The organism is Balneola vulgaris DSM 17893 (assembly GCF_000375465.1).
GTDB classification, from domain to species: domain Bacteria; phylum Bacteroidota; class Rhodothermia; order Balneolales; family Balneolaceae; genus Balneola; species Balneola vulgaris.
Window position 1 is genome coordinate 93,955 of the sequence record NZ_AQXH01000003.1, and the last position, 13,729, is coordinate 107,683.

Below are 13,729 nucleotides of genomic sequence, written 5' to 3' on the forward strand. Positions count from 1 at the left end.
TTCAATATTAGGTCTTTATTAACTTTACACTTTCCATTGTGTAACGAATCTAAAATCCTGACCTTAAACCGAATCTAAAATAGAATTAGAGTACATGAGCGTATCAAAAAACCTCACGCAAAAAGATTATGAATTCCTGGTAGAGCTTGAAAACCTTCTGTATGAACGGAAGGAAGAAATGCCCAAAGGTTCGTATACCACTTCAATGTTTAAAAAAGGTCTTGATAAGATCGCACAGAAAGTAGGTGAAGAAGCCGTAGAAACTGTTATTGCATCTAAAAATGATGATGATAAAGAGACTATAGCGGAATCAGCTGATTTACTTTTCCACTTAATGCTATTGTTAGCTGAAAAAGAAATTCCGTTTCATAAGGTGATTAAATTGCTTCGCAAACGTCATGGCAAAGGCAATCACAAACATATTGGTGAATAAGAATTAGCCACTCATAAAAAAACTCCCAAACTGTGAAGCTTGGGAGTTTTTTTGTTTCTGCAAATTTATGCTATTGGATTAGGCTGCTTTTTTACTCGACTTGCCCTGTACTACCAGTTTGTACAACCAGATCATAAAGCCACCCAGTACCCAAACTCCCAGCACTTCAGCAAGCGTACTGTACTCAGCCGGCATAATTCGGAGTGCTTCGGTGCTTTCCATAATCGCAAATGGAATCGCTAAAATAATACCTATTAAAGCTTCACCTGTAATCAAACCAGATGAGAATAATAGTCCACGTTGTGATGCTTTCTCAACTGCTTCTTCCACGTTTTCATTATTTTGCTTAGCAAATTTTCGAACTGTTTTAGTAGCACCCCATGCAATTAAACCACCAATAAAGATAGGTAGTGAAAGCTCAATGGGTAGATAGATACCAACAGCCACAGCTAGTACAGGAGCTCTAAAGTTACTTCCTTTTGCCTTCAGCACCTGATCGATGATAATATTAGCTACTGCTACAAATCCACCTATAATGATCATGGTCCATTCTAGATTTCGAGAGAAAACTCCTTCAGCCACCGACTGCATCAAAGTAGCTTGAGGAGCGGTTAACATCTCATCTGGATTCATTCCCTCACGCGGGAAGATTCCACCTAAACCATAGGCATTAAATAATAGACTCAAAATCGGAGCTATTACTAGAGCTGCTGCAATAACACCAACAATCTGCATGATTTGCTGTTTATACGGTGTTGCACCCACCAGTTGACCTGCCTTTAGATCTTGCAGGTTATCGCCTGCTAGGGCCGCGGCACAAGCCACCATCGCACCTATTATAATAGCAGCGGCCGCCGCTGATTGTGCTTTAGCTACATCTGTACCGAAATCCACTTGGCTACCTAATATAGCTAATAATAAAAGTGAGGCGGCTAATACGGTGGCTATGGTTACTCCTGAAATCGGGTTATTTGAAGAACCTACAAGGCCCGCCATATAACCTGCTACAGAAGAGAACAAGAATCCAGCTACTAACGAGAACACCACACCGAATACCATCGCCATCCAATATGTACTACTTGCCACATTTAAATGATCTACATCAATTACATAAATGAATACAATGAATATGGGGAACGCTAAACTAAGGATACCCCATAATACGCCAGTAATTGGCATATCCTGTTCGGTACGAGGAATTGCACCTCTTCCTTTTTCTTTGAGCTTTTTAACCGCATTCAAACTCGAGATAATGCCATCCCTAAGTGGTTTAGCTAGAGAGACGAGTGCCCAAACCCCTCCAACAACCATGGCACCAACACCGATGTATCGAATTTTTTGGCTCCATATACTAAGTGCTGCATCGTAGCCCGTTGCACCCCCAACTATTCCAGCCACTTCAGCAGGATCAGCAACCGCCATATAGATAGGAATACCGATTAACCAAGAAATAACACCCCCAGCAAAAATCAGAACTGCGATGTTCAATCCAACAATGTAACCTACCGCTAACAATGCCACAGATAAATCAGCGCCTAAACCAAATATTGATTTTCCAGCTTTAACAGAGCCGCCTATCGACCCACCAAAAATCTTTAATCCTGTTTGCCCTAATTTAAAAAGTGCCGCAGCAATACCCGCTTGGGCTATTGCTTTTACACCTTCTCCGCCTGCTGTTCCAGCTTTTAGAACTTCACCCGTAGCTACCCCTTCTGGGAATTGTAGCTCACTTTCAACAATTAAGGCTCGTCGCAAGGGAATGGTAAATAACACCCCAAGAATACCTCCAAACATACAGATTGCCGCAGTTTGTACGAATGGGAAGTCCATCCAGTAATGAAGTAAAATTAACGCCGGTAATGTGAATATAGCTCCGGCAGCTAAAGACTCACCCGCTGATGCCGCTGTTTGAACAATATTGTTCTCCAGTATATTGGAGTTCTTGAACAACTTAAGTACAGCCATTGATATAACTGCAGCAGGAATAGAAGCAGAAACAGTCATCCCTACTTTTAATCCTAAATATGCATTGGCTCCAGCAAGAATTGCTGAAAGCACAAAACCCAATATTATTGCTTTAAATGTAATTTGAGGCAGGTTTTCATCTGCCGATATAAAGGGAGTAACTTTTTTTGACATACGATCTCTATTGTTTTCTCTGTGACTATTTAACTCGCAAAATTGAATCTCTTATCGACTAAATAAGTGGTCACTATAGAGAAAAATTCTCTTTTTTAGAGCCCGCTTATTTACTATTCACAAAAATATCTTTGGGCATATGCATTGTAACTAGCATGTGGGGTACATCCACTACTTCAGCAATTTTTAAATCCCCAGCTAACGAACATAAAGCATAGGCATCATTGCGCGACATCCCTTTTTCATCCACTAAGTAATCAATCATGTACCTTGTAGCTTTCTTTGCCGCTTCATCTATGGTGGTACCAAACCCCGTTACTGCATAATACTCATCTGTTTCATATTGCGGCTCTTCAATGGTTCTTCCATTTTTTATCACCTCTACCTCATAAATAATCTTCATAGGTGCTTCAATAGCTGTTCCACATACTTCGCCTAAACCCTGTGCGGCATGGGTATCACCGATTGAAAATAAAGCCCCTTCCACTAGTACTGGGAAATATACTACCGTACCTGCCGTCATATTGGGATCATCCATATTTCCACCGTTCTTCCTTGGAGGAATAGTTGAAAGTGAATCTGTTGTTGCTGGAGCCACTCCCATCACTCCCGGAAAAGGCTTCAACGGAATCCGAATGTCATCATTAAAAAAGGCAAAATCACGATTCGGTCCCAACCTAAATGTCTTTAAATAGGGATCCGTAAATTCTTCCGCTAAAAAACCGAATCCTGGCACAATGGCTGTCCAACCCCAATCTTTCATTTCAATATGATGTAAGGTCACCTTTAACACATCTCCCGGTTTAGCTTCTTCTACATAAACAGGACCTGTAAGTGGGTGAATGGGATCGAAGCTTAGATTCTGTAAATCTTCTAGCGTCGAATTAATGTCTAATTGTTTATCTGATGCTTCTTCAGTTTCAACTTCTATTACTGAACCAGATGGAACTCTTAGTACCGGTTCAATAGTGCTACTCCAACGGTTGTGGGTCTGATCTTGGGATAGTATATAATCAGGTTTTGGGAAAACACGGATGATGTCTTCCTTTTTAGTGGAACAGCTAACCACTGTAAGTAATAAAAAAACAGATAATGATTTTTTCAGCATGTCCTTTAAATTTTCTCTGAATTTATAAGAAGCTGTCTTTATTCCAAATAAGAATCTAATAAGTTCAGAATACACACCGTACTAATGCTTTATTCACTCTCCCAATGTTAGTACCTTCAACTACCCTTTAATTAAGAATTCAAAGATATGAGCGTTACAGTAAACTGGTTACAAAAAGACTTCCACATGGAAGCAAATAATGAAGAAGGCGGTGTAATTCGCATTGATGGAGATCGTAAAATTGGAGGCCTTGAGGGTGGTATGAGCCCTATGCAATTACTATTAGCAGGAATCGGTGGGTGTAGCGCTATCGATGTTATTTCAATATTAGAAAAGCAAAAGCAGAAGCTTACCGACCTTACCGTTGAGGTTGATGGAGATCGCCAAAAAAATGAAGTTGGATACTCCGAGTATAAGTCCATTCACATGCACTTTGTGTTATCGGGTGAACTGGATCCTAAAAAAGTTGAACGCGCACTAGAGCTTTCAATCACCAAATACTGTTCTGTTTCTAAGGCCTTAGAGAAAGGCTCTGAAATTAGTTACGACTACGAGATTAAGTAATTAAAAAAGGTCTATTTAAGGCCTTTTTTGCCCTTCGGTACTGCATTTAGTATGTTGTGGATTGATAAGATTCAATAAATCAAAGACTTATATATGGCTAAGTGCGAGTTATACCAAGATGTTAAAGAAGAATGGAGATGGAGAAGAGTGAATAAAGATGGGGATATCGAAGCCCATTCCACTCAAGGTTTTGAAACTGAAGAAGAGGCTCGTAAAGATGGAAAGGAATGCAAAGAATGTACGAGCTACTTACGTAAGTTTTACTAATCCACTTTAGAATACCTTACATAATTAAAGGTGATTTCTTATTAGCTAAGAAATCACCTTTATTATTTTCTAGATACCCTACTTATTATTGGGCATCGAAAGCTAAAATTGCATTCAGAATAACCTGAACCGACTTTTTATAAAACTCTATAGGCACTACTTCAAATTCATCAGTGTCTTTATGGTAGTACGGGTGATCTTCTACACCGAAGTAAACAAATGGAACTCCTTTTGCATGAAATGCACCATGATCGGAGGAATTCGTCCAATCGTTATAACCTAGGTCAGGTGTATCATGGCCAAAAAGTAAATTAATATCACCTGTTTCGATAGACTCTAATACTGGCTTCGTAGCTGGATAGTGATAAGTACCGGCAGCATACAACTCATTTTTGTCGTTATTGCTAATCATGTCCATGTTAATATTCAGTACTACTTTATCTAGGAATACAGAATCTTCCACAAAAGCTCTTGCTCCTTGAAGCCCCATTTCTTCCGCATCAAATGCTGCGAATACGAGGGTATGATTTGGTTTCTCTTTCACAAAATACTCAGCTAATGTAATGAGTGCGGCCGTACCAGAAGCGTCATCATCTGCCCCATTAAAAATAAGAGAGTCGCGCTTTCCTAAATGGTCGTAATGAGCCGTAATTACAATTACAGAATCACTCATCCCCTCTACTTCAACAATTACATTTACACCTGTCATCTCTTCTTGAGTACGACGATTAGTGAATGTGAATTCGTGCGTATAACTACCTTGAAAAGGAGTTGCTCCTACAGCGGTAAAACGTTCAACTAAATAATTTCTAGCTTTTTCATTCCCAGGAGTTCCTGTGCGGCGACCTTCCATCTCATCCGATGAAATCACTTTCAGGTCTTCAACTAGTTGATTGGTATTTAGTGTGGTTGGTTCTGATGGAGCGCAAGCCATATAAAGGGCTACAACACTCAATAATAAAAAGACTTTTTTCATAATAGATTTAACTTAATGGATGCGCAATGATATTGATTTTTGATACAATTAAATGCTGAAATTTGTAATAAAAAAAGCCCTACCAACAATTGATAGGGCTTTAAATTCTCTAACTAAAGCTAACTGCTTATTAGATACGAGTGATTAAATCCGCAGTTCTCATCGAGTAGCCTGCTTCGTTATCGTACCAACCGATAACTTTCACTAAGGTACCGTCAACTTTAGTAAGCTGACTATCGAAGATATTTGAATGAGTATTTCCAACAATATCCATTGATACAATAGGATCTTCTGTGTACTCAATAATACCTTTGTAAGCGCCTTCAGCAGCAGCTTTGAAAGCAGCATTTACTTCTTCAGCAGTAGTTTCTTTGTTTACTTCACAAACAAAATCAGTTAACGAACCTGTAGGCGTTGGAACACGTACAGCGCCACCATCAAGCTTTCCATCTAAGTGAGGAAGTACTAAGCCTACGGCCTTAGCAGCACCTGTTGAAGTAGGAATAATATTGATTGCTGCAGCTCTTGCTCTTCTTAGATCTTTATGAGGAGCATCTAGGATGCGCTGGTCACCTGTGTAAGCATGAACCGTAGTCATAAAGCCTTTCTTAACACCAAAAGCATCATCTAATACTTTCACCATTGGCGCCAAGCAGTTGGTAGTACAACTAGCATTCGAATAAATTTCAGTTTCGGCATCAATCACTTCTTCGTTTACACCAAGAACAACTGTTTTAACACCACCTTTACCTGGTGCAGAAATAATTACCTTTTTGGCTCCAGCTTCAATGTGCTTGCTAGCACTTTCTTTGTCTACAAAAAATCCTGTTGATTCAACTACAACATCAACGCCTAAATCACCCCAGTTCAGGTTCGCAGGGTCTCTCTCAGCAGTAACTTTAAAACTCATATCGTTTAAAGTAATAGTATCTCCATCCACAGAAACAGTACCATCAAAAGTACCTTGAGATGAATCGTACTTAAAGAGATGAGCAAGTGTTTTAGTATCCGTAAGATCGTTTACACCTACGATGTCGATTTTATCGCTGTATCGCGAAAGGATAGAACGAGCAACCATTCGTCCGATGCGACCAAATCCGTTAATTCCGACTTTAATTTTAGACATGTTAGAACCTGTATTTAAAAAGTGATTGGTTGATTTTGCCAACATGGTAAACTCAACGCAATTAATATTTGTGAGGCCCTAAAATTACCACTACTTATTCCCATTTTCAATGTGTATGAACAAGCATATTTCAACGTCTTATAAAGCCCATTATACCTCGAAATATGACACTTCAATTCATAAAAAAGCCCTCAATATTTTGAGAGCTTCTGAAGTTTTTTTGATAAGAATAAAAGCGCTTAATCCAGTTCAACTTCATCTGGGCCATCGTCTTCTGATACTAGATCATCAACATCAGGGGTATCTTCCAACTCATCGTCGTCATCATCTTCCTCAACTACTTGAGGTTTCTTTTCTTTTGGTGGTTTAACTTCTGCAATCGCGCCAGCTCGTCTTAGTAGTAATGCTACATCATCTTGCTCGTTTTCTAAAGCAATCATCATGGCAGTATCACCATTTTTATCACGAAGCTTAACATCAGCTCCAGATGTTATAAGCAACTTTACCACTTCGTGATGTCCATTTTTTGCAGCAAGCATCAATGCCGTATGCCCCCAACGTTGTTGTGCATCTACATTTGCTCCTTTCTCAATTAAGAACTCAACCGATTCTACATTCCCTGAACGCGCCGCTACAATCAATGCGAGATCACCGATAGCAGTACCTTTATCAAGCAAATACTGCATCATCTCAATATTACCGTTCTCTGCGGCTTTATTCAGTGCCGTACCACCCATTTTAGTTTCCATTTCAGTATCTGCACCCGCTTCAACAAGAAGCTTCACGATTTCAAAATGGTTTTTCTCAGAAGCGGTGATGAGCGCAGTGGCTCCACTTCTGTTAGTCTCATTCACATCTACTTTTTTGCCCAGAAGGTTTTTTACTTCTTGGACATCTCCTGATTTCGCCGCTAAAATTAAAGCTGGTTGATCCATGTAAATACCTATTCATTTATTTTGCGTGATGATAAAAAACGCGCCAAATTTCTCAAATTAAATCTTTGACAACTTTTCAGCTACTTATACAAAAGCACCATTTGCACCATATCCGTTCAGATATTCAACGCCCGTCATTTTTCTCTTACCCGGTAGCTGAATCTCTAATACTTCAAGTGCATGACTTCCCGTACCAACTAGTAGTCGTCCATCATGTTCCTTCAATGTACTTGGCTTAACCGATATTTCTGGAAACAGTTTGGTGCGGTGAATCTTCACTTTTTTATCGTCTAAAGTGGTCCACGCTGAAGGAAAGGGGTTTAATCCACGAATAAAATTATGAACTTCTTTAGCAGATTTTTCAAATACTATACGTGTGTTATCATTAAACAACTTAGGGGCTGGGGTAGCAAGTGAGTCGTCTTGAGATTGCAATTCATACGCTCCCTTTTCAATTAAATTTACTGCGTGAAGAAGCTCATCGCTGCCCTCATTCATTAATCGCTCGTAAACCTCACCTGTTGTCTCATCTTCTGAAATGCTTAGAGTACGTTGAATGATGATATTTCCCGTATCCACTCTTTCATCTAGAAAGAAAATCGTACATCCTGTTTCTGTTTCTCCATTCATTACCGCCCAATGTATGGGAGCAGCCCCTCTATATTTCGGTAATAGGGAAGCGTGTAAATTTACACTACCGATTCTTGGGATCTCTAAGATATTTGTTGGAAGCACTCTAAAAGCCACTACTACAAACAAGTCAGCTTCACAAACTTTTAGCTGTTCCTCAAATGAAGTCGACTTGAGGTCTTCAACTTCAATCACATCTAGCCCTAATTCAAGTGCTTTAGCTTTAACAGGGGTTGGAGCCGTTTCTTTACCTCTTCCTCTACGTTTATCTACATTACTCACCACCGCTTTTATGGTATGATGAGAATGATGTAGCTTCTCCAGACTTGGAATAGCAAAATCGGGCGATCCCATGAAAACGATATTCATTTTAGCCCTCTGTTTTTGGAACTATGGGATAGCTCGGTTCTATATCTCCTTGATCTATTGCCTGTAACTCACCCTTTATCATGCGCTTTTTAAATGCACTGAGGTAATCAATAAATAGAACACCGTTTAGATGATCATACTCATGTTGGATAATTCTAGACATCCAACCATCAAACTCCTGAATCTGCTCCTCGAAATTTCGGTCTTTGTACTTAATTACGATGGTATCAGGCCTAAATACTTTTTCTCGGATGTCAGGTATACTTAAGCAGCCTTCATCCATGGCCACATTACTTCCTTTTTTTTCGATAATCTCAGGATTTATAAATACTAATGGCCCGTATGTCTCTTCATCTTCTTCTAAAACGGGGTCACCATCCATCACAAAAAGTTTTAGTGAAACACCCACTTGAGGAGCCGCTAGTCCTACTCCATCAGAATTGTACATAGTATCTAACATATCATCTATCAATTTTTCGATAGATGCAGATACTGCTGTTACACGTTCAGTAGGTTCTCTTAAAACAGGATCATTATAAGTTACAATGGGTAAAATGGGCATGGAGTTCTTTCATTGATGTTCATCTAAATATCGCTGTAAGATAAGGGCTGCAGCAATTCTATCCACACGTTCTTTCTGCCTTCGTTTCTTTTTTGGCACGCCAATTTCCAACATCAAATCTTTGGCTTTGTTTGAGGTATAGCGTTCGTCCACTTTGATGATAGGAATGTTAGGATGTGCTTTTTCTAGTTTAGCTATAAAGCGTTGAACCATTTTAGTAGCTGGTCCTTCATCGCCATTGGGGGTTAAAGGCCATCCTATAATAAAAGCCTCAACAGGAGACCCTTCGACTATGCGATCTACTTCTTCAAATACATCGCTAGGCGAATAAGTCCCTACTGGAGAGGCTATAGTTTTAAGTAAATCAGTTTGAGCAAGGCCCACTCGCTTGAGGCCTACATCAATACCGATTAAACGTGCATAGTTTTGCACAGATTATTTCTTCTTTACGTCTTCTAGAGGTTGACGCAAGAATTCCTTAAGCAATTTACTTGGTTTGAAGTGAGTTTTACGATGTGCCGGCACGTAGATTACTTCATTCGTTTTTGGGTTTCTAGCCTTAGGCTTAGCTTTAGTTTCTTTAACCTCAAGCACCCCAAAGTCACGGATTTCGATTCTACACTCAGTATCTGCGGATAGCATAATACTTCTTAATGAGTCTATTACTGAATCTACCCATGGTTCTACTTTAATCATTGGCTCGTCCATAGCCTCTGCCACGCGTCGTACCACGTCACGTTTGGTATATGTCATCATAGTAGTATATAGTATTTAATTATGTGTGAGATTTTCTCACACGGTCCTTCCTGATTATTATTTCGCAAATGTATGTATTTTTTTATTTGCTCCTTAAGCTCTAACCTAAAGCGAATCCTAATCATTGGTGTAATATAGTTACAACCATGCATTCCTAAAAATTAATAATGCTATAGTTATTCGTACCTAAGAACACTTTTTACACCTTCAACTCGCTCTAATCGTTTCATAATTTTTTTCAGATGTGGTAAGCCTTGAACATACAAGGAGATAATACCTTCAAACATGCCACTATCACTACTCACATTTAAACTTTTCATGTTCGTACTTAGCGACTTTGAGAGTACGTCAGTGATATCATTGATCATTCCCACACGGTCTTCACCAATCACTTTAATAGCGCCTAAGAAGTGATTCTCAATATTCTTAGCCCAGCTCACATCTACTATACGCTCGCCTTCCGTATCTAATAAATGAAGAGCATTATTACACATTGCTCGATGAATCTTGATATCACCAGTTCTACTTATAAAACCAATTACATCATCACCAGGAATTGGGTTGCAACAATGTGCATAGGAATACTTCACATTACTCAACTCGCCATTTATAATTAGCGACTTCCCATCACCAACCGCTCTAGCTGCGTTGATGTAATCTTCTTGAATTTCTTCCTCCGACTTCCCTCCACTTTCAGAGGCATCCGCCGCTTCTTCTTCAATACGACCCGTGCTCTTGTACTTCTTAACCTCACGAAAGAGTTTGTTTACATCAAAACCTCCTGTGCCTATATCAAAAAAGAGACCCTGAGTTGTTTCATAATCAAACATCTTAGCGAATTTTGTAAGCTCTTGATCTGAAATCTCAACTTTGCCACGCTCTGCTCTTTTAATCCACAGCTCACGTCCTTCCTCAGCTACCGCCCTTTGCTTCTGCTTGATATACTGACGAATTCTAGACTTCGCCTTATGAGTAACCACATCATCAATCCAATCTACATTTAGATTAATCTTGTTACCTGTGATGATTTCAACCTGATCACCATTATTCAGCTTTTGGCGCAAGGGCACTAGCTTACCATTTACTTTCGCCGCCATGGCCCTTTCACCCACTTCGCTATGTATATCGAAGGCAAAATCTATAGCCGTTGCATTATGTGGCAAGGTAATTAACTCACCTTTTGGGGTGAACACATACAACTCATCTTGATATAGATTGAGTTGAAAATCTTTCACGAAATCGGTGGCCGCATCTGGGCGTGGATTATCCAATACATCTCGAACCCAATTCACAAAACGGTCTAAGCTTTCCGAGCCTTGCTGCTCGCCTTCTTTGTACTTCCAATGTGCTGCAAGTCCTTTCTCGGCAATATCATCCATCTTCCGAGTTCGAATTTGAACTTCAACTTTTTTCCCTCTATTGGTAATCACCGTTGTATGGAGCGACTGATAACCGTTCGCCTTTGGAACCGATATAAAATCTCTGAAGCGTTCTGGGATTGGGGTATACCAATCTGTGAATATGGAATATACTCTCCAGCAATCTTCCTTAGTGTGCGGATCTTCTAAAATTACGCGAATGGCAAAGAGGTCATATATCTCTTCAAATGGTTTTTGTTGCCGCTGCATCTTCTTATAAATAGAATAAATATGCTTTGGCCTTCCTTTAATTTCGAAGTTGTATCCCAGCTCTTCTAATTCCTTTTGAACCGGTGTCATGAATTCAAGAACGAATTCTTCTCTCGATTCTTTTTTCTCACGAAGTTTCCGAGCAACAAACTTATATGAAGTTGGGTCGATGGCTTTAAAACAGAGATCTTCTAACTCATTTTTGATACGGAATAGACCAAACCGATGAGCAAGTGGAGCATATAGTTGCTTTGTTTCGTTCGCAATCTTTAGCTGCTTTTCTCGCTTCAGGTGATTGATGGTCCGCATATTATGAAGTCGATCAGCGAATTTTATAAGCACCACGCGAATATCTTCCGCCATAGAAAGCAACAGTTTCATAAAAGCTTCAGCTTGCTTGCTATCTCGGCTTTTAAAAACGCCTTCTATCTTCGTTACCCCATTAATAATAATGGCCACTTCTTCACCAAACCAGTACTCAATATCTTCGATAGTAACGGGAGTGTCTTCCACAGTATCATGCAAGAGTGCTGCTATCACCGATACATCATCAATGTTAATTTCTTTGGCTACAATCTTCGCCACTTCAACAGGGTGATAGTAATAAGGCTCACCTGATGCGCGCGTCATACCTTGATGCGACATATAGCAAAGCTTGAATGCTTTCTCTATCTGTTCCCGATTAACGTCTCCAATATATTGCTCACATACCTCTAGCAGCTGCTTCAGATCTTCTTTCTGAGCCTTTTTGAGTTTGTACTCGGCTAATTCGTTTCTATGTATTTCTTGAACTTTACTCATTCACTATGGAGTGTTATCGTTTAACTATACTTACAATTAAGTGTATTTCTAAAAGAATGCCACTTTATTAGAGAGATATAAAAAAAGCGGTCATGTTTAAACACAACCGCTATATGAAATTCATTCAAATTAGAGACTCAACACCACGCCAAACATAATTCGACCTGTTTTATCTTCTAAGTCGGGCATCTCTAAATCGCGCCCTGTAAATCGGTATTCAACAAAGGGTTTTACTAGCGGAATAATGGTCACCTTCGCACCTGCAAATGTATTCCAGTAGATATTCGACTCACGATCATTTTGTGGACGTTGACCTGCTCCTTGAAAATCACTGGTTTTTAAATCCACTGTTTCTGAACCTAGGCCTAAACCAACATAAGGTTCTACCAGTCCAACGCCCATACCAGCGGTAAGTGCAACGCCATAATCATAGTTCTGAATATCACGATCGTAACTAAAGGTATCTCTGTTCACCGTGTTTTCGTCACTGAAATAACTGAAATGCGCACGGAGGCCAAAGTTAATTAACGGCACACTGTTTAAAATTCCAGACTCTACACGCAGTCCCAGTCCGCTTTGTGGATCTTCATCTCGTAATTCATAGGAAGCTCCAATTTCAAATTGAGCAAATACTGGGCTTGTAAAAAGTACGAGGGCAAATAAGGTAAAAAGTCGTTTAAGCATAATATATCGCGTTTCTTTTGATGAAGTTGAAATTTACAAAACCCACATCTTGAAACAAGGCGAAATTTCTTTAATTCATCGTTGAACTAGTGCAATTTAAAGTTGTATATTTGGCGCCTTGTCACCAACACAATGCCGCAGTGGTGGAATTGGTAGACACGTTGGACTTAAAATCCAATTCGAATAGTATTCGAGTGCCGGTTCGAGTCCGGCCTGCGGTACAAAGCCTTGTAGAACTTCTGTTTTACAAGGCTTTTTTGTTTTTAGTACCCTTTGACTTTGTAAGGTTCAAACTTGGAATACTGAGCCAACCGCGACAATCTCTTCTCCGACGATCTTTTAAGTTTGCAACTTAAAAGGGCTAGGCTAGGAAGTCTCAAGACTTCCATCACTTGCGCGGTTATGAATTATGAAAGGCATACGCTAAATCTATAGAATTTAACTCTTAATGCAAGTCACAGACTTGCAGTACATACTGTTTTAAGTCACAGACTTAAAACATCTTTGGTACCAAGCTTAAAGCCATTCAGTAGCACCAAAAAAAGCACCGACAGATTGCCAGGGCTTTGAATTTGGATTTATCGTTCGTAATAGTTAAAAATTAAAAGGTTGTGAATCTAAGAACTAAGCCTGCAATTATATTTATAGTCGTACAGCCAATTAATAATAATTTCAGTTTTTCTTTCGTGGACGTTACACCAATTAAGTAAATAAAGATTGTTCCTAAACATATTAATACTGGCATATAAAG

14 protein-coding genes and 1 tRNA gene are annotated in these 13,729 nt (G+C 39.5%); 4 read left to right on the forward strand and 11 right to left on the reverse strand.

Going from position 1 to position 13,729, the window contains the following annotated elements:
• The first annotated feature begins 94 nt into the window (after window positions 1–94).
• A complete protein-coding gene (gene hisE / locus B155_RS0109120; RefSeq protein ID WP_018127963.1) occupies window positions 95–433 on the forward strand; it encodes a phosphoribosyl-ATP diphosphatase in 339 nt (112 codons plus the stop codon).
• A gap of 78 nt (window positions 434–511) precedes the next feature.
• On the opposite strand, the gene B155_RS0109125 is transcribed toward hisE, so the two are convergent.
• Window positions 512–2,572: an OPT family oligopeptide transporter gene (locus tag B155_RS0109125; RefSeq protein ID WP_018127964.1), complete on the reverse strand. Its 2,061-nt coding sequence runs from the start codon at window positions 2,570–2,572 to the stop codon at window positions 512–514.
• 106 nt (window positions 2,573–2,678) lie between these two features.
• Complete coding sequence (locus B155_RS0109130) at window positions 2,679–3,680, reverse strand: acetamidase/formamidase family protein (RefSeq protein ID WP_018127965.1); 1,002 nt, start codon at window positions 3,678–3,680, stop codon at window positions 2,679–2,681.
• Between the two features lie 147 nt (window positions 3,681–3,827).
• On the opposite strand from B155_RS0109130, the gene B155_RS0109135 reads away from it, so the two are divergent.
• Both B155_RS0109135 and B155_RS13935 read left to right on the forward strand, forming a co-directional pair.
• Window positions 3,828–4,244 carry an OsmC family protein gene (locus tag B155_RS0109135; protein ID WP_018127966.1) on the forward strand — a complete coding sequence of 139 codons (417 nt, stop codon included), beginning with the start codon at window positions 3,828–3,830 and terminating at the stop codon, window positions 4,242–4,244.
• Window positions 4,245–4,337: 93 nt separating this feature from the next.
• Window positions 4,338–4,511 carry a YegP family protein gene (locus B155_RS13935; protein WP_018127967.1) on the forward strand — a complete coding sequence of 58 codons (174 nt, stop codon included), beginning with the start codon at window positions 4,338–4,340 and terminating at the stop codon, window positions 4,509–4,511.
• Window positions 4,512–4,596: 85 nt separating this feature from the next.
• On the opposite strand, the gene B155_RS0109145 is transcribed toward B155_RS13935, so the two are convergent.
• From B155_RS0109145 to B155_RS0109185, 9 genes are all read right to left on the reverse strand, one after another.
• Window positions 4,597–5,487, reverse strand: coding sequence for a M20/M25/M40 family metallo-hydrolase (locus B155_RS0109145; RefSeq protein WP_026167294.1), 891 nt, complete (start codon window positions 5,485–5,487; stop codon window positions 4,597–4,599).
• 130 nt (window positions 5,488–5,617) lie between these two features.
• On the reverse strand, window positions 5,618–6,613 hold the full coding sequence (gene gap, locus B155_RS0109150; protein ID WP_026167295.1) for a type I glyceraldehyde-3-phosphate dehydrogenase: 996 nt from the start codon (window positions 6,611–6,613) through the stop codon (window positions 5,618–5,620).
• 239 nt (window positions 6,614–6,852) lie between these two features.
• Window positions 6,853–7,548, reverse strand: coding sequence for an ankyrin repeat domain-containing protein (locus B155_RS0109155; protein WP_018127970.1), 696 nt, complete (start codon window positions 7,546–7,548; stop codon window positions 6,853–6,855).
• An 84-nt stretch (window positions 7,549–7,632) separates the two neighbouring features.
• Complete coding sequence (gene fmt / locus B155_RS0109160; RefSeq protein WP_026167296.1) at window positions 7,633–8,547, reverse strand: methionyl-tRNA formyltransferase; 915 nt, start codon at window positions 8,545–8,547, stop codon at window positions 7,633–7,635.
• A 1-nt stretch (window position 8,548) separates the two neighbouring features.
• Window positions 8,549–9,109, reverse strand: coding sequence for a peptide deformylase (def, locus tag B155_RS0109165; protein WP_018127972.1), 561 nt, complete (start codon window positions 9,107–9,109; stop codon window positions 8,549–8,551).
• Window positions 9,110–9,118: 9 nt separating this feature from the next.
• Window positions 9,119–9,541: a Holliday junction resolvase RuvX gene (gene ruvX, locus B155_RS0109170; RefSeq protein WP_018127973.1), complete on the reverse strand. Its 423-nt coding sequence runs from the start codon at window positions 9,539–9,541 to the stop codon at window positions 9,119–9,121.
• Between the two features lie 3 nt (window positions 9,542–9,544).
• The gene (locus B155_RS0109175) at window positions 9,545–9,865 is read right to left on the reverse strand and encodes an HU family DNA-binding protein (protein WP_040368426.1); all 321 of its coding nucleotides are present in this window, start codon (window positions 9,863–9,865) and stop codon (window positions 9,545–9,547) included.
• A gap of 176 nt (window positions 9,866–10,041) precedes the next feature.
• A complete protein-coding gene (locus B155_RS0109180) occupies window positions 10,042–12,294 on the reverse strand; it encodes a RelA/SpoT family protein (protein ID WP_018127975.1) in 2,253 nt (750 codons plus the stop codon).
• Between the two features lie 129 nt (window positions 12,295–12,423).
• On the reverse strand, window positions 12,424–12,978 hold the full coding sequence (locus tag B155_RS0109185; protein ID WP_018127976.1) for a porin family protein: 555 nt from the start codon (window positions 12,976–12,978) through the stop codon (window positions 12,424–12,426).
• Between the two features lie 134 nt (window positions 12,979–13,112).
• On the opposite strand from B155_RS0109185, the gene B155_RS0109190 reads away from it, so the two are divergent.
• Window positions 13,113–13,199, forward strand: a tRNA-Leu gene (locus B155_RS0109190).
• Window positions 13,200–13,729 lie beyond the last annotated feature (530 nt).